This window comes from Hymenobacter sp. IS2118, from assembly GCF_000715495.1.
Lineage (GTDB): Bacteria > Bacteroidota > Bacteroidia > Cytophagales > Hymenobacteraceae > Hymenobacter.
Genome location: NZ_JNLX01000181.1, coordinates 1 through 21,798, shown reverse-complemented (window position 1 = coordinate 21,798; position 21,798 = coordinate 1). Strand labels below are relative to the sequence as shown.

At 60.2% G+C, this 21,798-nt stretch carries 21 protein-coding genes and 1 tRNA gene; 12 read left to right on the top strand and 10 right to left on the bottom strand.

Annotated features, from left to right (window positions below; translation table 11 throughout):
- The first annotated feature begins 10 nt into the window (after positions 1-10).
- From hemE to GM79_RS19060, 3 genes are all read left to right on the top strand, one after another.
- Complete coding sequence (gene hemE, locus GM79_RS19070) at positions 11-1,036, top strand: uroporphyrinogen decarboxylase (protein WP_035567111.1); 1,026 nt, start codon at positions 11-13, stop codon at positions 1,034-1,036.
- Positions 1,037-1,314: 278 nt separating this feature from the next.
- Positions 1,315-1,506 carry a hypothetical protein gene (locus GM79_RS19065; RefSeq protein ID WP_035567110.1) on the top strand — a complete coding sequence of 64 codons (192 nt, stop codon included), beginning with the start codon at positions 1,315-1,317 and terminating at the stop codon, positions 1,504-1,506.
- Positions 1,507-1,530: 24 nt separating this feature from the next.
- Complete coding sequence (locus tag GM79_RS19060) at positions 1,531-1,740, top strand: zinc ribbon domain-containing protein YjdM (protein WP_035567109.1); 210 nt, start codon at positions 1,531-1,533, stop codon at positions 1,738-1,740.
- Positions 1,741-1,937: 197 nt separating this feature from the next.
- On the opposite strand, the gene GM79_RS19055 is transcribed toward GM79_RS19060, so the two are convergent.
- From GM79_RS19055 to GM79_RS19045, 3 genes are all read right to left on the bottom strand, one after another.
- Positions 1,938-2,933 (bottom strand): bifunctional heptose 7-phosphate kinase/heptose 1-phosphate adenyltransferase, encoded by a 996-nt coding sequence (locus tag GM79_RS19055; protein ID WP_035567107.1) that lies wholly within the window; start codon positions 2,931-2,933, stop codon positions 1,938-1,940.
- Between the two features lie 111 nt (positions 2,934-3,044).
- Positions 3,045-4,265, bottom strand: coding sequence for a pyridoxal phosphate-dependent aminotransferase (locus GM79_RS19050; protein ID WP_035567105.1), 1,221 nt, complete (start codon positions 4,263-4,265; stop codon positions 3,045-3,047).
- Positions 4,266-4,331: 66 nt separating this feature from the next.
- Positions 4,332-6,374 (bottom strand): glycosyltransferase family 2 protein, encoded by a 2,043-nt coding sequence (locus GM79_RS19045; RefSeq protein ID WP_051719075.1) that lies wholly within the window; start codon positions 6,372-6,374, stop codon positions 4,332-4,334.
- A gap of 129 nt (positions 6,375-6,503) precedes the next feature.
- Between GM79_RS19045 and GM79_RS19040 the strand changes: the two genes are divergently transcribed.
- Entirely contained in the window at positions 6,504-7,775 is a 1,272-nt protein-coding gene (locus GM79_RS19040) for a cation:proton antiporter (RefSeq protein WP_035567129.1), read from the top strand.
- 14 nt (positions 7,776-7,789) lie between these two features.
- On the opposite strand, the gene recR is transcribed toward GM79_RS19040, so the two are convergent.
- Positions 7,790-8,404: a recombination mediator RecR gene (gene recR / locus GM79_RS19035; RefSeq protein ID WP_035567103.1), complete on the bottom strand. Its 615-nt coding sequence runs from the start codon at positions 8,402-8,404 to the stop codon at positions 7,790-7,792.
- 115 nt (positions 8,405-8,519) lie between these two features.
- Positions 8,520-8,801, bottom strand: coding sequence for an ATP-dependent Clp protease adaptor ClpS (locus GM79_RS19030; protein ID WP_035567101.1), 282 nt, complete (start codon positions 8,799-8,801; stop codon positions 8,520-8,522).
- A gap of 352 nt (positions 8,802-9,153) precedes the next feature.
- Here GM79_RS19030 and GM79_RS19025 point away from each other — a divergent pair, with 352 nt between their 5' ends.
- A complete protein-coding gene (locus GM79_RS19025) occupies positions 9,154-9,711 on the top strand; it encodes a hypothetical protein (RefSeq protein ID WP_035567099.1) in 558 nt (185 codons plus the stop codon).
- A gap of 88 nt (positions 9,712-9,799) precedes the next feature.
- Here the strand turns inward: GM79_RS19025 and GM79_RS19020 are convergent, their stop codons facing one another.
- Both GM79_RS19020 and GM79_RS19015 read right to left on the bottom strand, forming a co-directional pair.
- Positions 9,800-10,441, bottom strand: a complete 642-nt coding sequence (locus GM79_RS19020; protein ID WP_035567097.1) for a YceI family protein — start codon at positions 10,439-10,441, stop codon at positions 9,800-9,802.
- Between the two features lie 99 nt (positions 10,442-10,540).
- Positions 10,541-10,996, bottom strand: a complete 456-nt coding sequence (locus tag GM79_RS19015; protein ID WP_035567096.1) for a MarR family winged helix-turn-helix transcriptional regulator — start codon at positions 10,994-10,996, stop codon at positions 10,541-10,543.
- Between the two features lie 156 nt (positions 10,997-11,152).
- Between GM79_RS19015 and GM79_RS19010 the strand changes: the two genes are divergently transcribed.
- Positions 11,153-11,719 (top strand): DUF6799 domain-containing protein, encoded by a 567-nt coding sequence (locus GM79_RS19010; RefSeq protein WP_035567094.1) that lies wholly within the window; start codon positions 11,153-11,155, stop codon positions 11,717-11,719.
- Positions 11,720-11,861: 142 nt separating this feature from the next.
- Here the strand turns inward: GM79_RS19010 and GM79_RS19005 are convergent, their stop codons facing one another.
- Positions 11,862-12,869: an enolase C-terminal domain-like protein gene (locus tag GM79_RS19005; protein WP_035567093.1), complete on the bottom strand. Its 1,008-nt coding sequence runs from the start codon at positions 12,867-12,869 to the stop codon at positions 11,862-11,864.
- A gap of 397 nt (positions 12,870-13,266) precedes the next feature.
- On the opposite strand from GM79_RS19005, the gene GM79_RS19000 reads away from it, so the two are divergent.
- The 4 genes from GM79_RS19000 (at position 13,267) to GM79_RS18985 (ending at position 18,718) form a co-directional block, all read left to right on the top strand.
- A complete protein-coding gene (locus tag GM79_RS19000; protein WP_235184115.1) occupies positions 13,267-14,592 on the top strand; it encodes a dicarboxylate/amino acid:cation symporter in 1,326 nt (441 codons plus the stop codon).
- Positions 14,593-14,797: 205 nt separating this feature from the next.
- Entirely contained in the window at positions 14,798-15,457 is a 660-nt protein-coding gene (locus tag GM79_RS18995) for a hypothetical protein (RefSeq protein ID WP_152560090.1), read from the top strand.
- Between the two features lie 193 nt (positions 15,458-15,650).
- Positions 15,651-16,208 carry a hypothetical protein gene (locus GM79_RS18990; protein ID WP_035567090.1) on the top strand — a complete coding sequence of 186 codons (558 nt, stop codon included), beginning with the start codon at positions 15,651-15,653 and terminating at the stop codon, positions 16,206-16,208.
- Between the two features lie 152 nt (positions 16,209-16,360).
- Positions 16,361-18,718, top strand: coding sequence for a GAF domain-containing protein (locus GM79_RS18985; protein ID WP_152560089.1), 2,358 nt, complete (start codon positions 16,361-16,363; stop codon positions 18,716-18,718).
- A 65-nt stretch (positions 18,719-18,783) separates the two neighbouring features.
- Here GM79_RS18985 and GM79_RS23930 read toward each other — a convergent pair whose 3' ends face one another.
- Together GM79_RS23930 and GM79_RS18975 are read right to left on the bottom strand one after the other, a co-directional pair.
- Entirely contained in the window at positions 18,784-19,464 is a 681-nt protein-coding gene (locus tag GM79_RS23930; RefSeq protein ID WP_072008670.1) for a phosphatase PAP2 family protein, read from the bottom strand.
- A 101-nt stretch (positions 19,465-19,565) separates the two neighbouring features.
- A tRNA-Leu gene (locus tag GM79_RS18975) sits at positions 19,566-19,647 on the bottom strand.
- Between the two features lie 192 nt (positions 19,648-19,839).
- Here GM79_RS18975 and GM79_RS18970 point away from each other — a divergent pair.
- A complete protein-coding gene (locus tag GM79_RS18970) occupies positions 19,840-20,547 on the top strand; it encodes a class I SAM-dependent methyltransferase (protein WP_051719073.1) in 708 nt (235 codons plus the stop codon).
- Positions 20,548-20,703: 156 nt separating this feature from the next.
- Positions 20,704-21,798 (top strand): IS4 family transposase (locus GM79_RS18965; protein WP_035562703.1); only part of this gene is annotated, 1,095 nt, incomplete at its 3' end.

Here is a 21,798-nt window from a genome sequence, read left to right as displayed (position 1 = left end):
GCCCTTCGATATGCTGAAAAACGACCTTTTCCTCCGTGCCGCTCGCGGCGAAGCCACCGAACGTACGCCCGTGTGGCTGATGCGCCAGGCCGGCCGCATCCTCCCAGAATACCGCGCCCTGCGCGGCCGTCTCTCCGGCTTCAAGGAGCTGGTGGAAACGCCCGCGCTGGCGGCAGAAGTCACCATTCAGCCCATCGATGCGCTGGACGTGGACGCGGCCATCATCTTCTCCGATATTCTGGTGGTGCCCGATGCCATGGGCCTGCGCTACGAGATGGTGGAGGCCCGCGGCCCGCTTTTCCCCGAAGTTATCAAGTCGGCGGCCGACGTAGCAAAGCTGCGCGTGCCCGACCCCGAAGAAGGCCTCGGCTACGTGCTGGAAGCCCTGCGCATCACCAAAAAAGCGCTGAACGGCCGCGTGCCGCTCATCGGTTTTGCCGGCGCGCCCTGGACCATTCTCGCCTACATGGTGGAAGGCCACGGCTCCAAAACCTTCTCGAAAGCCCGCGGCATGCTCTACCGCGAGCCCGCCTTGGCGCACACGCTGCTGGCCAAAATCACGGCCACCACCATTGCCTACCTCCAGGCGCAGGTGGCGGCCGGGGCGCAGGTGGTGCAGGTGTTCGACTCCTGGGCCGGCATTTTGCCCCCCGACCAGTACCGCGAATTTTCCAGCCGCTACATCGCCGAAATCACGGCCGCGCTCTCGCCGCTGGTGCCCGTTACGGTGTTTGCCAAGGGCGCCTGGTGGGCCGTGGAGGACTTCGCCGCCACGTCCTGCCGCACCATAGGCCTCGACTGGAACCAGGACCCCGCTCAGGTGCGCCTGCAAGCCGGCAACAAAACCCTGCAAGGCAACCTCGACCCCTGCGCCCTCTACGGCACGCCCGCCCAGGTGAAAGCCGCCACCGAAACCATGCTCCGCAAGTTTGCCGGCGGCCCGCACATCGCCAACCTCGGCCACGGCGTGTACCCCGACACCAACCCCGACAACGTGCGCGTATTCGTGGAAACGGTGAAGGCCTGGCAGGGCTAGATGCAGGCAAGTAGCATCCCTCTTTTAACCAAATATTGGTTGGTGTTTAGTGTACCAACAAATCACGCTGTTGGTATAGGTGTGACAGCTTACAGTATTGAAGATGCTGAAAGCCTTGTCTCAAAAAGGCTATTTGCAAATGGCCAAGTACCAGCATTTCGGCACTGTATAGTCAAAAGCCTCGATGAGTTAGAGCGGAATCATGTGCTGCCTAACATTGGGGCCATAAGTTTCCGAGGCATCTGGTTTCCTAAATTCCCTCCCGAGAATCGTTAGTTATGACTTCCCAATTCGGCACCACCTTTTATATCACCTTGGCCTTGCTGCTGGGCCTGCTGTTTTTCATGTGGCGCTGGTTTCTGAAGAAGCCGGAACGCTCCGGCGTGGAAACCTTTACGGTGGTCCTGATTTCCATTGGCAGTCTCTCACCGGTATTTTTTCTGGTGTACCTGCTGCTCACGCGCCGCTAAACGAGCCCATTCCTCCTCACTCTTATGGACGTTAAAGACAGCAACGGCACCCTGCTCGCCGAAGGCGACTCGGTTACACTCATCAAAGACCTCAAAGTAAAAGGCTCGTCGCTGACGCTAAAGCGCGGCACCGTGGTTAAAAACATCCGCCTCACCAACAGCGCCGCCGAGATTGAAGGCCGGGCCGGCGGCAGCACGATGGTGCTGAAAACCGAGTTTTTGAAAAAGGCGTGAGCTGCTGCTTGAATGCGGTTAATGTTAACAGGAATTACACATTGCTTTCCAATTAAACGCGTTTCTCGCAGAGGTACGCAGAGGAAAAACCGCAGAGGTGCGCAGAGTTTTGACGGTCACCTCTGCGCACCTCTGCGGTTTATCCTCTGCGTACCTCTGCGAGAAACGCGGCTTTACCCAGCGTGAGTAATATCTGACTACAATTTCGCGGCTTGCGCTTCTTCCAGCAGCCGCTGCTTCTCTACCGGCACTACGCCGATTTGCTCGCAGACCAGCCCGCCGCCCAGGTTGGCCAGCGCGGCGGTGAAGGCGGCCGGCTGGCCCAGGGCCACGCAAAGTGCCGCGATGCTGATGACGGTATCGCCGGCACCCGACACATCGGAAATGGTGCGCAGGTGGGCGGGCAGGTAGGTTTTGGTGCCGTTTTGCTGGGCAAATACGCCGTATTCGGAGAGTGTGACGAGGACGGTTTCGGGTTCGAGCACCTCGTGTAGCCGCGTCACGGCCGCTTCGAAGCCGGGCCGGTCGGCGTTGGGGTCGCCGAATTCGAGTTTTAGGCCCTCGCGCAGTTCTTTCAGGTTGGGCTTGAAGAGCGTGCAGTGGCGGTAAGCCAGGAAGTTCTTCTTTTTGGGGTCGACCACGGTGGGAATGCCACGCTGCCGGGCCCGCGCAATGCACTCGCTAATAACGGCTTCGCTCAGCACGCCTTTGTCGTAATCCTCAAAAATCACCACATCGGCGCGGGCCAACAGGTCGTCGTAGGCAGCCAGCAGCTGGGTGCGCTCGTCGGCGTTGATGTCGGTTTCTATCTCCGAATCGATGCGCAGCAGCTGCTGCCCGTGGGCCAGAATGCGCTGCTTGACCGTAGTGGGCCGGTGCGCGCTGCGAATGATGCCCGCAGCCGACAACTCCCGCTCCCGTAGCAGCTGTAGTAGCTGGTCGCCCCCGCCGTCGGTGCCAATCACGGCGCACAGCAGCGGCGTGGCGCCGAGGGCCTGCACATTCAGGGCCACGTTGGCGGCCCCGCCGAGGCGCTGTTCGGTGCGGGCCACGTGCACCACGGGCACCGGCGCTTCGGGCGAGAGCCGCGTCGAGCGGCCCCACACGTAGGCATCCACCATCACGTCGCCGATAATAAGGACGCGCAGGTTATTGAAATTATCAAAAAGGGTAGTCAGGGAATCAACAGGCATGCAGCAAAGGTAAAACGTACCCCGGCGCGTTCGGCGGCCGGGAAGCACGTTTGGTTGTGGTTCGACGGCCGGAAAGCGCGGTTAGCTGTAGGAACACGCCTTGGCGCGTTCCTACAGCTTTGCCAGGCTAGCTTTTACGCGGCGGAAGGCTTCTACCAGCTTTTCGTCAGCCGCGGCGGTGCTGAAGCGCATGCACTCCGGCGCGCCAAAGGCCTCGCCCGACACGGCCGACACCAGCGCGTCGTTGAGCAGGTACATGGCCAGGTCCATGGAATTATTGATGGTGCTGCCATCGGGCGCGGTGCGGCCAAAGTAGGCCGACACCTCCGGGAAAATGTAGAACGCGCCACTGGGCGTGGGCGTCTTGAAGCCCGGAATGTCGCGTACGATTTCCAGCACCAAGCCGCGGCGGCGGCGGTAGGCTTCCACCATCTCGTCGGCCGAGGCGCGCCCGCCGAGCAGCGCCGCCAGGCCCGCCCGCTGCGTGATGGAGCAGGTGCCCGACGTAATCTGGCTCTGCATTTTTTCGCAGGCCGAGGCAATGTCCTGGCGGGCGGCCAGGTAGCCTAAGCGCCAGCCGGTCATGGCGTAGCCCTTCGAGAAGCCGTTCACGGTAATCACCCGGTCGCGCACTTCCGGAAACTGGGCCAGGCTCACGTGTTCACCCACGAAGTTGATGTACTCGTAAATCTCATCGGCCAGGGCGTACACCTGCGGGTGGCGGGCCAGCACGGCGGCAATGGCGCCCAGCTCCTGCCGCGAAAAAACCGCCCCCGTGGGATTGCAGGGCGAAGAATACATAATGAGCTTGGTGCGCTCCGTAATGGCGGCTTCGAGCTGCTCGGCGGTCACCTTATAGTCGTTTTCGAGCGTACCGACCAGTGCCACGCTGGTGCCTTCGGCCAGCTTCACCATCTCCTCGTAGCTCACCCAATACGGCGAAAACACGATGACTTCATCGCCGGGATTCACCATGCTCATGATGACATTAGCCAGCGACTGCTTGGCGCCGGTGCTCACCACAATCTGGTTGGGCAAGTATTCGAGGTGGTTGTCGCGCTTGAATTTATCGCAGATAGCCTGCCGTAGGTCCGGGTAGCCGGGCACCGGCGAATAGAATGTGTAGCCATCATCAAGGGCCTGCTTGGCGGCGTCCTTGATGTACTGCGGGGTCTGAAAGTCGGGCTCGCCAAAGCTCAGGTTGATGACATCAAAGCCTTTGGCCATAAGCTCGCGGCTTTTTTTAGCCATCGCAATGGTGGCCGATTCGTTCATGGCCAGCAGGCGGTCGGCGAATGGCGAAGCAGTGGTAACAGCAGCAGTATCAGACATCGGTTGCAGCGGTAAGGGTGAAATGCAAAGCTACGGGAAGGATATAAAGAGGCACGCGGAATTTTGCTACTCACCCAGCCGGCGCCAGCAGCGCCAAAGTACGGTCAAATCCATGCCGGGCTCGTAGTCTTTCGCGTACAGCAGCTCCAGGCGCCGGCGCGTTACGTCGGTGAGCGGGGCGGCGGTGGGGGCGGCATCGGCGGGCGAGAGCACGGCGGACGCTGCCTGAGCCGTATCGGCGCTGTGGCGCAGCCCGACCCAGGTGCGGCTCCCCACCAGCACGGTCAGGCAGTTGCGCAAAAAACCGATTTTCCGGGTTTGAAACCAGCCGATGATGGGGGAAAGGACCAGCAGCGCCCCGCTGCTCAGCACGTCGAGCAGGCGCTTGGCCCGCGCCTGCCGGGGCTGGTACAGGTTCAGGGCGATGTCGAGGGTGTAATAGTCGCCGGGCGTGTCCTTGCTGCTGCTGCCGATGATGTACTGGCTGTCTTCGGGCAGGATTTTATACGCCACCGCCGGCACGGCGGGCAAGCTCAGCATCAGGGCAATGATTTGACTGGCGGGCAGGTCTTTGCCACAAAAAATCAGCTCATCCAATGCGTACAGCCGGATGATGTCGGCCAATTGGTGCAGCGCGCCGAGGGGCTCCATCTGCGCATCCGTCGCGGCCGGGCTGAGCGGGGCCGCTGCTTCGGGCGGGGCCAGCGGTTCCGGGCCGGCCGCCGTTTCCACGTAGCCAATCACGCGGGCTTTCACGCCCGCGGCCTCCAGCAGGCGGTGCACCCGCAGGCTTTCGGCGCCCGAACCCACGATGGCAATATTTTTCTGGCGGTGCTCGCTCAGGCGAAAGTCGCGGTATCGGATGAAGTGCGCCAGCAGCTGCCGCCCCGCCACGGCGGCCACGGCCCAGGCCCCACCCAGAATTATCAGGGCCTTGGAAAAGCGCCAGGCATCCAGAAAATTGGAAGCCGCCGAAATCAGCAGCGTGCCCACGAAAATACCGCGCACCACCCGCGAGGTTTTCACGGGCGGGTCGTAGGCGCCGCTCAGGTAAGCGGAGGTGAGCCAGACCAGAATATAGGCCGGCACCGCCACCAGCATGTACTGCGGTGGGTAGGCGCCGGGCACAAACTTGTGGTTATTCTCCCAATACGACTTCAGGAAATACATGCCTGCCCAAATCAGACCGGCATCGAGCAGCAGCGGGGCGGCGCGCACGGCCAGCCGCTCCAGCACCGCCGCGCCGGCCCGCAGCCAGATGGCCGCGTTTATCAGGAGCGAAAAAAGGCCCGCCCGGCCGGGGGCAAAGTGCTTTTCGGCAAAAATCACCATGGCCCGGTAAAACACAAATACGAAGTTGACGCTCGTGCGCTTGGTGCTTTCGCCCTTGTAGTGAATGATGCGGGTGCCGGGGAAATAGTAGTTTTTCCAGCCGCCCTGCGTCAGCCGATACGAGAGGTCGATATCCTCGCCATACATGAAATAGTCCTCATCGAGCAGGCCCACCTTGTCGAGCGCAGCCTGACGCAGCAGCATAAACGCGCCGCTGAGCACGTCGATTTCGTGGGTTTCGTCGGGGCTGAGGAAGCCGAGATGGTAGCGCCCGAACGTGCGCGAGCGGGGCATGAGCCGGGCCAGGCCGAATATTTTGTAGAAGGCCACGGCCGGCGTGGGCAGGCCGCGCTTGCTTTCGGGCAGGAACCGGCCCTGCCCGTCGAGCATTTTCACGCCCAGGCCGCCGCAGTCGGGGTGCACGTCCATGAAAGCGCAGCAGGCCCGGAAGGTGTCTTCCTCCACCACGGTGTCGGGGTTGAGGAGCAGCTGGTACTGGCCGGTGGCCAGCCGCAGGGCCTGGTTGTTGGCTTTGGAGAAGCCGGGGTTGTCGCGGTTGGCAATGAGCACGGCCTCGGGAAAGCGGGCCCGCACCATGGCCACCGAGCCGTCGACCGAGTTGTTATCGACCACGAACACTTCCACCGGCTGCCCAAGCTTCTCCACCGCCCGCCGCACGGAAAGCAGCGTCTGCTCCAGAAAATAGCAGACGTTGTAATTGACGATAACGACGGAGAGCTTCACCACAGCGGGCGAAATTACGGGCTTTGGCGGCATCGAACGGCTATTGACCACAAATCACCGTCCTTTGCACCGCGGGTTTGGCCGGGTGCTAGACGCAGGTTGCCGGCCGGCCACGGCCGCCAGGCGCCAGGCCGGCCGTTCATTCATTCGCTTTCCCCTTTCATGGAGTTATACAATACTCTGGCCCTGCTCATCGTGGTGGCCGCTATTTTTGGATACATCAATCACCGCCTGCTGAAACTACCGGGCGTTATCGGGCTGATGGTACTGGCGCTGGTTTCGTCGCTGCTGGCCATTGCAATGGGCAAGATGGGGGCCGACTGGGTAGTGCAGGCCGGCCAGCTGGTGCGCGGCATCGATTTCCACGCCGTGCTGATGCAGGTGATGCTGAGCTTTCTGCTTTTTGCCGGCGCCCTGCACGTCGACGTCAGTGCCCTGGGCCGGCAAGGCCTGGCCATCGGCACTATGGCTACGGTGGGCATTCTGCTGTCTACCTTCCTCATTGGCACCGCTTTCTACTACCTGATGCCCTTATTCGGACAGCCCGTTGCCTACATCTACTGCCTGCTGTTTGGCGTGCTCATCTCCCCCACCGACCCGATTGCCGTGCTGGGCATCCTCAAAGCGGCCCGCATCGATAAGTCGTTGGAAATCCGCATCGTGGGCGAGTCGTTGTTCAACGACGGCATTGCCGTGGTCGTGTTCATCAGCCTGTTTCAGATTGCGCAGTTTGGCCAGGGACAGGCCACGCCCGCAGTTATCGGGCAGCTGTTTCTGGTAGAAGCGGTGGGCGGCATCGTGCTGGGCGCGGTGCTGGGCTACGCGGCCTACTGGGCCCTGCGCACCATCGACAACTACCAGGTGGAAGTGATGATAACGCTGGCCCTAGTGATGGGCGGCACGGCGCTGGCCACCACCCTGCACACGTCGGGGCCACTGGCCATTGTGGTAGCAGGCCTGATTGTGGGCAGCAAGGGCCGTGAGCTGGGCATGTCCGACATCACCCGCGAGTACCTCGACAAGTTCTGGGAAATTCTGGATGAGATTCTCAACGCCGTACTTTTCGTGCTCATCGGACTCGAAATGCTTATTCTTGACATCAGCCGCACCACGCTGCTGGTGGGGCTGGTGGCCATCGTGCTCACGCTGGTGGCCCGCTGGCTATCGGTAGGAGTACCGCTGCTGTTGCTCAAGCGCTTCTACCCCTTCAACAAACAGATGCTGCGGGTGCTGACCTGGGGCGGGCTACGAGGCGGCATTTCGGTGGCGCTGGCCCTTTCCCTACCCGAATCCATGCCCCGCGACCTGATTGTGGGCGTCACCTACGTGGTGGTTATTTTCAGCATCATCGTGCAGGGCCTCACCATTGGGCCGCTGGTGAAAAAGCTGGGCCTGAGCACCGGCCCGGCACCCGATGACGAAGCGGGCCACTAGCGCCCGACGGCCCCTTACCGGGCCTGCCGCAGGCGGTCCACAATGCTGCGGCCGAGGGTGATTTCATCGGCGTATTCCAGCTCGCCGCCCATTGGAATGCCGCGCGCGATGGTGCTGATGTGCACGTTGGGCAGGTCGCGCAGCCGGCGCGAGAGGTAGAAGGCCGTCGTGTCGCCCTCCATCGTGGGGCTGATGGCCAGGATAATTTCCCGGATTTCCGACTCCTCAATGGCCGCGCGCTCCACCAGCGAATCGATGTGCAAATCGGCCGGGCCAATACCTTCGATAGGGGAAATAACGCCGCCCAGCACGTGATAAACGCCTTTGTACTGGCCGGTATTTTCAATGGCAATAACGTCGCGCACATCCGACACCACGCATACCAGGCTGTGGTCGCGGAGCTTATTGGCGCAGATGCCGCACTCTTCGGCATCGGAAATGCTGTGACAGGTGCGGCAGTACGTTATTTCAAAGCGCATCTTGGCCAGAGCCTCGGCCAGCGAGGCAGTGGTGTCCATCTCGGCTTTGAGCAGGTGCAGGGCCAGACGCAACGCCGTTTTGCGGCCAATGCCGGGTAGCCGGGCCAGCTCGCCCACGGCATTTTCAATTAGCTTGGAAGGAAACTCCATTTAAAGACAGCTATTAGCTTGTAGCTGCTAGCTATTAGCCGAGGCTGGAACCTACCGTTCACAATAAATCAGGAACAATGGCTAACAGCTAACAGCTAATGGCTAACAGCTAAGGTTATACTACGTCGGCCGCAATGCCGCGGTCGTGAATGGCAGTGCAAAGCGGCTCCAATTCCTCGTAAGAGCCAATTTTGACGGCACACTTGCCTTTGTAATGAATGAGCAGCGTACACTGCTCAGCCTGTTCGGGCTGGTGGCCGCACACGTCCATCAGAGTTTTGATGACGTGGTCGAAGGTATTGACCTCGTCGTTGTACACCACGAGGTTGCGTAGCTCTGCCTCTTCCTCGAGCAGCAGTACCTCCTCGTCATAATCAATTTGCGGGCGGGTATTCATGGGTCAAATTTACGCAGAAATGGCCGTTTGGGGCGGCTGATACTAACTCCAAAAAGCGCCAATTCGTTTCGGGTGCGGCACTTGTTTTTAAGTGGCGACGGCCGGGGCTGCGCGGGCCAGCAAGCGGGGTCGGGGCCCGTATATTTCGAAAACAAACCACCTACGGTAGCTCATCAGCCGCTTTTTGCCCGTCCTTTATGGAGGCCGGCCGCGCCGCCCGCCAGCCGTGGTCCTTTTTTGAGCCAGGCAGCGGCCCCAAATCTGACAGGCAACGCACGTAGCGCGGTTACTCGTTAAACAAAAAAGCTAACAGCCATCAGCTAAGAGCTAATGGCTCAATCCCTACATTTTCATGCCCGTTCCGTCCTCCGATTTTAAAAAAGCCCTCAAGCGCCTGTCCGAAAGCGAGAAGGAAGCCCTGCTGCTCCGAGCCGTGCGCCGCGACGCCGAGCTGTACGAAACCTTCCGCTACGAGCTACTGGCGGACGTGACGCTGGCACAGATTCAGGAAGAAGCGGCCGACCGCATTCACGAAACCTTCAACCTGGCCGTGTCGGGCCGCCTGCTCAACCGCAGCCTCGTGAAGGCCCTACGGGCCAGCGTGCAGGAGGCCGCCCGCGCCCGCCGCGTCACCAAAAGCAAGCAGCTGGAAATCGACCTACTGCTCTACATCCTGCGGCTGTGCATCGACAACTATTCGGGCCAGTTCGACAGCGTGTACGACGGCTTTTTCAACGCCACCGCCCGGCTCGCCGCCCGCGTGCCCGCCCTGGTGCTCAAAAGCCTGCACGAAGACTTGTGGGTGGAATACCAGCCGGAATTGGACGACGTGCTGGGCGAGCTGCACAAGCGCAGCAAAAGCCGGAATTTAAAGTTTGAGCTACCTCGAAACTTCGCCATACCGGAATAAACCAAAAAAGCCTGCCGAAACCGGCAGGCTTTTTATGAAATAGAGCGGGTTCGGCGGGCCAACGACTGCCCAATGAACCAACCAAAGCTTAATTTTTGGCGATGACGTTGAAAGTGAGGTCGAAGTTGTCGTAGATGGCTTTGTCGCCGATGCTATCGAAAAACGACTTCGAGCCGTACTTCAGGCCGAATTTGGTGCGGTCGATGGTCATGGTGCCGGTAGCGGCGGCCACGCCGTCTTTCACGCCCACTTTGGCGGGAAAGGACAGGCGCTGCGTCACTCCTTTAATGGTCATGTCGCCGGTGATGGTGGCGTTGTTGGCATCCTTGGCGGCACCTTTGATGGGAGCCACGCTCACGATTTTGAAGGTCGAAGTCGGGTTTTTCTCCACGCCGAAAAAGTCGTCGCTGCTCATGTGGCCCACAAATTTGCCCTGGCTTTCGGCATCGGTGATGTCGGTGGCCTTCATGGTCTTCATGTTCACGGTCACGGTACCGCCCACGATGGCGTTGCCTTTCACCAGCAGCTCACCATCGGCGAAATCCATGGTGCCATTGTGGCCGTGAGTCACGGCTTTGCCCTCCCAGCCCAGGGTGCTCAGCTGCGGCTGCAACTTGTAGGCGGGCGCTTTGGTCGCCATTTTGGAGCTGTTCATTTTTTGTGCCGAAGCAACGGGAGCGGTGCCCAATACGGCAACGGCAAACAGGGCGGGCAACAGGAATTTTTTCATCTGAAAAAGAGATTAAAAAGTGTAATTAATTGAATGGCAACGGGATGAGAAACCAAAGCAGCCGCACGATGCTTCGGCACAAAAGGTGGAAATTGCGGGTTAGTCTTCGTCCCGAATTTTATCAAGCAGGGTATTCAGCAGGCAGGCATCTTCAGCGCTGAGGCGGGTTACGCCCTCGCACCGCGCGGTCCCGGATTCCTCGATGCGGTGCAGCAGGTCCAGGCCGGCTTCGGTGATGCGGATGTCGACGGCGCGGCGGTTGGCGGGGCACACGGTGCGCGTCACCAGCTCCTTTTCTTCCAGCCGGTCCACGATGCGGGAGGCATTGCTCGTTTTGTCCAGCATCCGGTCGATGAGCAGTGCCACCGTGGCCGGCAGCGGGTGCTGCCCACGCAAAATGCGCAGCAGGTTATACTGGGGCAACGTCAGGCCAAAAGGCTTGAATGCGGCGGCCTGGCGCAGTTCCAGCCACCCCGCCGTGTACACTAAGTTGATGTACGCCTTCTGGTACTCGTCCTGGAACAGCGGTTGCTTGATTTCGTCTTCGATGCGCATAGCGGGAGGTAGAATCGGATGCAAATTTATGTAGGTACATTTAATGTTGCAACATTGTTCCTGCTTTATTTAAAATAAATCCTGACCAATGGGCTGCAACGTTTACCTAATCCGTAAAAGCCGTATTCTCGCAAACCCAACAATCAATCCAATCCCATGTTCCGCCTCCTTTTTGTACTCCTTGCCGCTGGCTGCCTGGCCACGGCTCCCCGTTTCGCGGCTGCCCAGGCCGGCGGCTTTCCCGTGCAAACCACCGACCGCACCCAATTCGTGTTTCTGGACGGAGAAGTGGTGCGGCGCGACGGCGACAAGGTGACGCCGCTGACGAAAAACGTAAAACTCAGCAGCGGTGTGAAAATCAACTACAAAAACGGCATCGTGGAGATGCCTGCGGATGAAATTAACCCCGCCGGCAAAAAAATAACTCTGCGCGAAGGCGACTACGTACGGGCCGACGGCGGCATCGTGTTTGCCACGCCCGGCAGCGCATCATCGGCCCAGGGCAAAACCCCCATTGGCACCAACGGCAAGTTTGAAACCTACATCCAGCGCGGCGAAGGCTTTGCCGACCCGGCCATGCACATTTCGCTGCTCAATCAAAAAATTGACCTGCTGACCCAGAAAGTTAATATCCTGAGCCAGAGCCGTTCCGATTCGCCCAATACCAAGGCCATCGACGAGCAGCTGGAGCAGCTCAACCTCAAACTTAACGCGCCGCGCTAAACTCTAAGCCGCAAGCTTTTATTGTTCACAATGCTTTGCTAAGCAGTCGTGCAGAAGTGAACGAATGTTGACTATCTGATAGCCGATTGATAATCTAAGCTAAAAGCTTGCGGCTTATAGCTTAGAGCTTACGGCTCACCACTCAATCGCGCAGGAACACCCGCCCGGCCTCCTCCCCTACCAGCCCGAACGGTTCGTCCTTCACAATAAGGAAGCCGTCGAGGTCGTGCACATCGGCCAGCGCGCTCACCTGCATCGCGGCTGCAATGCCCACGCTCGATTCCACCATGCAGCCGAGCATGGGAATTAGCCCGTGGGCTCTGGTTTGGCGCAGCAGCGCGATTCCCTGGCGGAAACCGCCGGCTTTCATCAGCTTCACGTTCACGCCGTGGAACTGGCGGGCAATGTCCGCGAAATCGGCCGTGGCCGTCACCGACTCATCGGCCAGCAGCGGCACCGGGCTGCGGGGCCGCAGGTAGCGGTAGCCGTCGGCCTGGGTGGCGGGCAGCGGCTGTTCCAATAGCTTCATGTTCAAGCCAGGAATGGCAACGGCCTGCTCCATAAACCGGATTACGTCGTCTGCGTCGGCCCAAGCTTCGTTGCCGTCTACTAATAAGGAGTGGCCGGGCAGGGCCTGGGCCACCGCTTTCAGCAGGTCGAGGCCTTCGCCCTGATTCACTTTTATTTTGAGCAGCTCAAAGCGGGCGGCCCGCTGCTGCCGCAGGAAATCCGCCACCTCACCCGGCGCCATAATGGGCAGGGTGAACGCCGTGAGCACCCGCCGGGCGGGGGCCGGCACCCCCAGCCATTGCCAAGCCGGCTGCCGGGCGCAGGCGGCCAGCCAGTTAACCAGGGCCGCTTCCAAGGCAAAACTCAAGGCGTGCGCCACGGGCTGCGCGGCCAGCAAGGCATCCAGCTCGGGCAAGGAACCTACGGCGGCCAGCCCGTGCGTCTGCAAGGTGTCGAACTGGGTTTGGAGCAGCTCCGGGGATTCGCCGTAGCGCACGTTGGGCGCGGCCTCGCCGGTACCAGCCTGGCCCTGGCCGCTCACGCGCAGCAGCAGGTTGGTTTTGGTAGTAGAAGCATTGCGGGAGATTTTCCAAACGTAGTTCAGGTGCAGCGTGAGCGAAGTCAGGGTCCAGCGGGGCATGGCAGGGTGGAATTAGGCCGTAAATTAAGGCGTCGAAGATGCTGCCGCCAGCCAACAACCTGCCTACGTCACAGCCGGGAAAATCAGCGACAAGTTTATTTGCTGCAAGCGTTGCGCTTGGGTACGGAGCCGGGGGCGCGTTGCGGCCGGCCTGTTCAGGCATCACTCCACTCATGAGCAAAATGCTTGGTACAGGTTGGTTTTGAGGCTTTTCCCGATGGCTTTGCCCTGCTGGCCCATTCGGGAACCGGGTTGCTGGCTGGATAATGCCGTTCTTTAGGCCCTTATTCCATTCCACGGCCTTTTTTGTTGCATGACGAAATCTCGCTTACTCCTCGTTGCAGTTGTCTTCGTACTAATTGCCCTTGTCCTCACGATACTGAACGCCAATAACTTAATGGCGTTACCCAACTCCGTGCCCGTGGCGGCCCGATGGCTGGCCCTCGCAGCGCTGGCCGCCGTGGTGGCCCCGCGGCGCTCCCTCACCCTCTGGATTGTGTACAGCATGCTCGTGGGCATCGAGCTGGGCCACGATGCCCCGGAAGTCGCCATGAACTTTAAAGTACTGAGCGACGCCTTTTTGCGCCTGGTAAAAACCATCATCGCGCCCTTGGTTTTTGCGACGTTGGTAGTGGGCATTGCCGGCCACGCCGACCTTAAGCAGGTCGGGCGCATGGGCCTCAAAGCCCTAGTTTACTTCGAAGTCGTGACCACGTTTGCGCTGTTCATTGGCCTGGCGGCCATCAACCTCACCAAAGCGGGTGTGGGCATCAGCCAGGTTGGCGTGAAAGAGGAACAGCTGGCCGCAGTAGCCCCGCAAACGGCGGCGGATATCATCCTGCACATCTTCCCCGAAAACATTGCCAAATCCGTGGCCGAAGGCCAGGTGCTGCAGGTCGTTATTTTCGCCATTCTGTTTGCCATTGGCCTGGCCCTCACGCCCGAGCGGCCCCGGCGCGTGATGCTGGAAATCTGCGAGAGCTTGTCGGAAGTAATGTTCAAATTCACCAACGTGGTGATGTTTTTCGCGCCGCTGGGCGTGGGCGGCGCCCTGGCCTACACGGTGGGTAAGATGGGTTTCGCGCCCTTGTTCAACGCCCTGCAACTACTCCTGACGCTCTACGGCGCCCTCATTGCCTTTGCTGTGCTCGTGCTGCTGCCGGTGGCCCTGATTGCCCGCATTCCCCTGCGCCGCTTCCTGGCCGCTGCCGCCGAGCCGGTGAGCATTGCCTTTGCCACTACGTCGTCGGAAGCAGCCCTGCCACGGGCTATGGAAGCGATGGAAGGCATTGGCGTGCCACGGCGCATTGTGGCGTTTGTGATGCCTACGGGCTACTCCTTTAACCTGGACGGCACCACGCTCTACCTGTCGCTGGCGGCCGTGTTTGTGGCCCAGGCCGCCGGCGTGCCGCTCACATTTGGGCAGCAGCTGCTTATGGTATTCACCCTGATGCTGACCAGCAAGGGCGTGGCCGGGGTGCCGCGGGCCTCGCTGGTTATCCTGCTGGCCACGGTGGCTTCGTTCAACCTGCCCTCCTGGCCGGTGTTCATCATTCTGGGCATCGACGCGCTGATGGACATGGCCCGGACCGCCGTAAACGTGTTGGGCAACTGCCTGGCATCGGCGGTGGTGGCCCGCTGGGAGGGCGAGTTTATTGACGACTACCAGGGCCCCGACCCCACCGAAACTCCCACGGAACAACTGGCCGGCAGCGCGCACTAGTAGCGCCATTACTCTATTCGAATATTAATTACCGTTGAACGGAATTCTTTTTCCGTTTAGAGGGTATTTCATGCACATCGCCGAAAAAAGTGGTGGTTGCCAACCCGCCTGACTATCTTAGCTACTGACACTGGTGAAAATTAACGATTTTAGTATTCTTTGTACATTTTATTCGTTTCTTTCCTCATTATTACTGCACTATACCATGAAATTTTCTCGTCTACTCGCTGTACTGGTTTTGGGCCCTGGTCTGCTTTTGGCTCCCGCCTGCGTGTCAGTAAAGTCCATGATGAAAGGGCCGCCTTCAGCCGCTATCTCCAACCGGCTGCCGGCGCTGGAAATCCTGGCTGACCAAGGCCCCCTGGCGATGAACGACGGCGCCCTGCCCGAAGACCCGCTTAAACTGTTTCAACAGGAGTGCCGCATGAACCTGACCGAGCCCACCGATACGGCCACGTTTGGCTACGCCAAGCTGGTGGTACGCAAGGTGCGCACCGTCCGCTCGGGCCGTGGCCTGCAAGGCATTCAGGTGTTCACCTTCCTGATACCGGCCGTTATCGGCATTCCGCTGGAGTGGTACCGCACCACGCTGCAGGCCGAAGTACAGGTGAGCGATGCCGCCGGCAACCTGCTGGGCTCGTACGTGGGCAACGGCACCTCGGCGGTGAAAGTGGCCATGTACCATGGGTATTCGCAAACCACGGCTCCACGCCTGGCCGATGTCATTGCCCTGCGCGGGGCCATGGCCCAGATTCGGCCGCAGCTCGATTCGGCGACGGCCCGCCTGCGGCCGCTGCTGCTGGCCGGCGGCACCGTGGAAAACCCCACGCTGCCTTCGTCGGGCGGGGCTACCGGCAGCCGGTAGGCCGGCTTTCCGTTGGCGCGGCATGCGCAACATTCGTTGAGGCCCGTAGCGCCCTGCCCCACCCCGGTGAGGTGGGTGCTGCGGGCCTTACCTTTATTCCTGCTGAGCAGCCAGCCGGAATCAGTCAAATTATGGCTTGGACTCAAGGCGCTGAACACAAATAAGAAAGCTGACAGCTACTAGCCTATTACCTATGACAAACTTCCTGTCTATCCGGCTGGCAGCCATTTTTTGCCTGAGCCTGCTGCTCGGTGGCTGCTGTGCCAACGATGTGTGCGACTGCCAGGACGACCAAGCCGACGCCGTGAAGCTGAGCTTTTCCCCGGCCTTTGGGGCCGCCGACCTCGACACCATTCGCATCCTGCGCTCGCCGCTGCCCTACATCCGCACCAACAAAGTGGAAACGGTAACCCTTATTCGGACGGCGGCCCAGCTCCGCGACAGCATCTTCAGCATCTTACTGAATAACACGACACCCTTTACGACGGTTGGCGCAACCAAGCTCAACGGCTACCGGTACGAAGTTCAATACCTCGCGCAGCAGCCGGGGGCCAAGCCGGTTCCCATTACCGTGCTGGTAATTGATAGCGTCCGGCTGCGCGGCCAACTGGTGGGCGACGGGTGCTGCACCTGCTACACCAACACGGAAAAAACGGCTTACGTCACGCGGCCCAAACGAGCCAGCGCCGGCACCGACAGCACGTTTGTGTTCGATTTGAAACAAGTAGCCGTAATCCCGGTCACCAAGTAGCCGGGCCGGAAGCAACGCCCGTATAGTAGCAGTGAGCCATTCGCTTTTTGCTGTCAGCCGTTGCGCCGGTTACCTTGCCCGTTTGCTTCACAACCTCCACCTGGCATTAGCCGCGCGGCAAGCAGTTAGCCAAAAACCTGTTCCCTTCCCTTATGCCTGCTGAAACCTTACCTCCGCTAGCGCCTGCGGTGCCCGCATCGCCCAAGGAACCTACCGGGCTCTTTCCTTTTCGCTCCACCCTCAGCCTGGAGCCGTTGATAGCGTACTGGCACGAGCGGGAACAGGCCAGCAACCCCGGCGTGGCGCTGCTGGCCCGCGCCATCGGCGAGCAGGTGGCCGAGCAGACGTGGTGCCGCGGGCCCCTCACCGACTACGACGTGCTGGATTGTAACTGCGACCTGATTGAGACGTTGATGCTGGCGGTATTTCCGCCTGCCTCTTCGGCCACCGATATCAGCGGGGCGGTTGGGCCTTTCCAACGGCGCAGCTTCTATTCCACCGAGCCTTTCCAGACGGTGATGCTCAATAAGGACCGCAACATCAAGCAGCCGCTGAACATCGACCTGGAGGCGATGGAAAAGCAAATGGGGCTCATGGCCTACCACTTGGTGCTCCACCGCGTGTACGGGGCCGAGCTGCCATCGCTGGGCACTATTATTTTCACGGTTCCCGATTACAAGGTTGGGCTTTACCGGCATTACGGCATCGATTTTAATTCCGACTTCGTGACCGTGCGGGTGGTGGGCGAGCGGCCGGTACTCTCCGACGAAAACATGGAGACGCTCGTTCACAACCGACACCGCGTCGAGCTGTGGGAAGAACTGTTGCCCGCACACCACTTCGAGCTGGAAGGCTTCAACATCATGCACCTGGTTGATGTGACGGACCAGGAGATTCTATCGGAATTGAAATACGACCTGCTGGAGCGGGATGTGCTGCAAACGCCCTCCCGGTTCGAGCAGATTCAGGAGAAGCTCCGGGTGCTGTTTGCGCAGCCGGCCTTGCAGCTGGGCATCGCGGCTTACGACGAAAAAAAGCGGGCTTTCGTAGATTTTGGCCGCAAAATCAACCACAGCTTCCTCACCAAGCAGGTGCAGCTCCAATCGGCCGACAGCAGCTTCCGGCAGATTTACGACCGTCTCCTGCGCGAGCGGCAGCCGCTGGTGCTGAAAAACGTGGCCACGGCCGACATCCCGGAGGACCTGCGCGACCACATCCTGGAGCTGGGCATCCATTCCGCTATTCTGGCCCTGTTGCCTTATGGCAACGACACGGTGGGCCTGCTGGAGCTTGGTTCGCCGCAGGTGGACGGGCTCGATGAGTTCGAGCTTGACAAGGTGGACCAGTTTCTGCCCTTGTTTGCCGTGGCCGTGAAGCGCAACGCGGAGGACCTGCAAACCCGCGTACACGCCATCATCCGGGAGAAATTCACCGCCATCCATCCCACCATGGAGTGGCGCTTTATGGATGCGGCCCGCAACCTGCTGGCGAAGGTGGAAGCGGGCAACCGCACGGCCGAAATGGAGGCCATCGTGTTTGAGGATGTGTACCCGCTGCACGGCTCCTGCGACATCCGCAGCAGCAGCACGGCGCGCAACGAGGCTATTCAGGGCGACCTGGTAGAGCATCTTACCTTGGCCAACAAGGTGCTGAAAAAGGCTTCTGAGTACCAACAGCTGCCCATTCTGGACGAGCTGAAGTTTTACGTAACCAAGAACCTGAAGCGCCTGCGCGAAGGCCTGCTCAGCGGCGATGAGGCCAACATCTACGACTCTCTGAGCCGCGAAGTGGAGCCGCTTTTCGAATACCTGGCCACCCACAACCCGGAGCTGCGCCCGATTACGGCCAAGTACTGGTCCAATATCGACCCCAAGCTGGGCATTTTGTATAAGCGCCGGAAGGACTTTGAAGCCAGCGTCACCATGCTCAACGATGCCGTGAGTGACTTCCTGGACGAGGAAGAAGACAAGGCGCAGCAAATGTTTCCGCACTACTTCGAGCGTTACAATACCGACGGGGTGGAGTACAACATATTCGTGGGCGGCGCGCTGGTTCAGGACAAGCCCTTCGATTTGGTTTTCCTGAAAAACCTGCGCCTGTGGCAGCTCCTGACCATGGTAGAAATCACCCGCCGCACCGCTGCACTCAAGGAGCAGCTTCCCGTGAAGCTCGAAACCACGCAGCTCATCCTCATTCACGGGCAGTCGCTCAGCATCCGTTTCCGGCAGGACGAACGGCAGTTCGACGTGGACGGCACCTATAATATTCGCTACGAAATCATCAAGAAGCGTATCGACAAAGCCACCGTCATCGGCACGGGTGAGCGGCTGACGCAACCCGGCACCATTGCCCTGGTTTACGCCCAAAGCCGCGAAGCCGTGGAATACTACGAATACATTGACTACCTCCAGGACCGGAACCTGCTCGAAGAGGGCGTAGAGGAGCTGGGCCTGGAAGAGTTACAGGGCGTAAAGGGCCTACTGGCCCTTCGGGTGCGCGTAAAGCTGTAATTAGTTGTCAGTTGCTGGTTGCTGGTTGTCAGCTAATAGAGTGACTGACAACCAGCAACCAACAACTAGCCCTCGTTCAGCAACTCTTTTTCCTCTTTCCAGAAGAGTTTGATTCCCAGGCGGCAGGCGACGAGCCAGGCCGCGCCGCCGGCAAAGCCGGCTAGTACGTCGGTGGCGTAGTGGGCGTGCAGGTACACGCGGGTCAAGCCTATCATTCCCGTCCAGATTAGCAGGGGAATGGCCCAGCCGGGCCGCCCGAAATGCCGGGCCAGCAGCCACGCCAGGCAGCCGTAAAAAGTCATTCCCAGCATGGCGTGCCCGCTGGGAAAGCTCAGGCCCAGGGTTTGCAGCAAGGCATTGCTGGGGCGGGGCCGGTTGAAGTACATTTTCAGCAGCTGGTTCAGCACGATGCCGCCCAGCATGGCCACCACCAGCTCAAATGCTTCGCGCCGGTAGCCGGCCCGACGCAGCAGCCAGGGCGCAATAAGGCTGGCGGGCAACAGGAACGGCAGGGCCGCGAAAAATGTCACGAACCGTACCGGCCCGGTCAGGCCCGGCAGGTCGCGCCGCAAGCCGTCCATGGCATCCGATGCCCAATTGTCGAGCGCCAGCGAATTGTCGACGAAGACCACGCGGGTCAGGTAGAAAAACACCGCGAACGCCGCCACGAAAAGCACGACGCCCAGCAGGATTTCGGCAGTCAACAGCCCAATCAGGGCCAGCAAACGGGACGTGAAACGGTTCATAGGCACTGCTGCCGGGTAAAAGATGAGAAGCCGGGCAAAAGCTACCCCGAATAACCAAAACAAAAAAAGCCAGCCCTGAAGGACTGGCTTTTTTAAAAACGTGCGCTCGGGGAGACTCGAACTCCCACACCTTGCGGAACTGCCGCCTGAAGACAGCGCGTCTACCAATTTCGCCACAAGCGCATGCAGTAGACCAAAAACCGCGCTTTCCGTTAGAAACTGCGGCCTTTTGATGGTGCAAAGATACAGTTTCAATTTGCAGTGGCGCAACACACGGCGCTTTTTTTTTCGCCCTGGCAGCGGCGCCAGAGGCATCGCCGTTTGTTTTTCAGTTACTTGCCGCTGCATTTTTTTTCTCCCCCCGTCCATTTCTGCATGTCTAACCCGTTTGCGGGCCCCGATACCCCGGCGGCAGTCCCTCAAAGTCTCACCGGTTTCGACCGGGTGGCGTGGTGCTACGACGCTCTGGCGGGTCTGGTGTTCGGAGCCAGCCTCAAGCGGGCGCAACGGGCCGCCCTGGCGGGCTTGCCCGCCAGGGCACCGCACGTGCTGATTCTGGGCGGCGGCACGGGCTGGGTGCTCACCGAAGTGCTGGCCCGCCGCCCCCACGCCAAGGTGCTGTACCTGGAAGCTTCGCCCCGGATGCTGGCCCGCGCGCGCGCCCGGCTGGCGCGCGAAAAGCCGGAAGCCACCGCGCAGGTTGCGTTTCGGCACGGCACGCAGGCGTCCCTGGCACCGGCCGAAACCTTCGATACCATCATTACTTTTTTCGTTCTGGACTGCATTGCCAGCGACGAAATAGCGGAGGCGCTGGCCCGGCTGCGGGCAGCGCTCCGGCCCGCCGCACCGTGGCTGCTGGCCGATTTCCGGCCCGCCCGGCGCGGCTGGCGGCGGGTGCTGCTGGGCCTCATGTACGCTTTTTTCCGGCTGACCACCGGGTTGCGGGCGCGGGAGCTACCGGACCTGCGGCCGGCCCTGACCGGGCTGGGCCTGGTGCCCCGGAGCAGCCGCCGCTTTTTTTTCGGGGCGCTCGAAGCCGTGGTTTTCGCAACACCAACGCGGGCGCTCAGTGAGAAAGACTGATAGAGAAGTAGTACGCGCGGGCTGCGGTAATTACCCGGAGCATAGCTTCGGTTGTCGAAACATGATTTTTTCCACTCTACCCTACTAAACTTTAGGGCATAAAAACGGGGCAGTCCGACCTTTGGGGTTCCTACACACCATTGTCCGTCCTGCCCCGTGAAGCCAAGCCTCATTGCCAAAATTACGACGCTTTTGCGTCGCGTCCAGCTAGTGCCCCATCTGTCCCGGCAAAAGTTTGTCAGCCAGTTTGTTATCGCCCTGCTCAAAAGCCGCAACGTCCAATTTTGCGAGGTAGCCCAGCACCTGAATGACGCGGTGAAAATCGCTTCGAATGAAACCCGCATTCAGGACTTTTTTCGGCAGGTGGACCTGAATTATCTGGTGCTGGCCCACCTGCTGCTGCGCTTGCTGCCCGCCACGGGCAAACTGCGCCTGTGCCTGGACCGCACCGAATGGGACTTCGGCCGCTGCCAGGTCAATATCCTGCTCGTGACCGTAGGCCGAGGCGACTTTCAACTGCCGCTCTATTGGGAACTGCTCGACAACCGCAGCGGGAACTCCAGTGCGGCCGACCGTATTGCCCTGCTCAAAATCTGCGTACAGGTGCTGGGCCGCGACCGCATCGGGCTGGTGGTGGGGGACCGGGAGTTTGTGGGCCATGTCTGGCTTAACTGGCTACGGAAGAATAAATTGCCTTTTGTAATGCGCCTGCCCAAGCACCACCAAATCACCTTTGCTAGTGGCCGACGGCAGGCCGTCACGGCCCTGGGCCTTGCCGTAGGGCAGCAGCGGCATTTTCTGCATTGCCAAGTGGCTGGGGTCTGGGGACAGGTCTGGGTCAAGCGGCTGGCCGACACGGAGTTTCTGTTTCTCTTCGCCGCGCCCGGCTTGCGCAACCTGGGCGGCCTCTACGCCAGCCGCTGGACGATTGAGCAGTGCTTTCAGAACCTGAAAGGACGCGGCTTTAACCTGGAAGCCACCCACTTATGCTGCCACCAGAAGCTGCGCAAGCTCGTGGCTCTGGTCAGCCTGGCCTACGCGCTATGTCTGGGCGTGGGCACGATGGCCCACGGCAAAATCAAGGCCATTCCACGCAAAAATCACGGCTGCCGGGCCACAAGCCTGAGCCGCTACGGACTGAATCTGTTGCGCCAGCTCACGCGGCCCCACGCCCAGCCACAAGAGCCGGTGGCCCGTAAAATCATGGCCCTGCTAGACTGGTTTATTCGGCAACTTACTTATTATCAAATC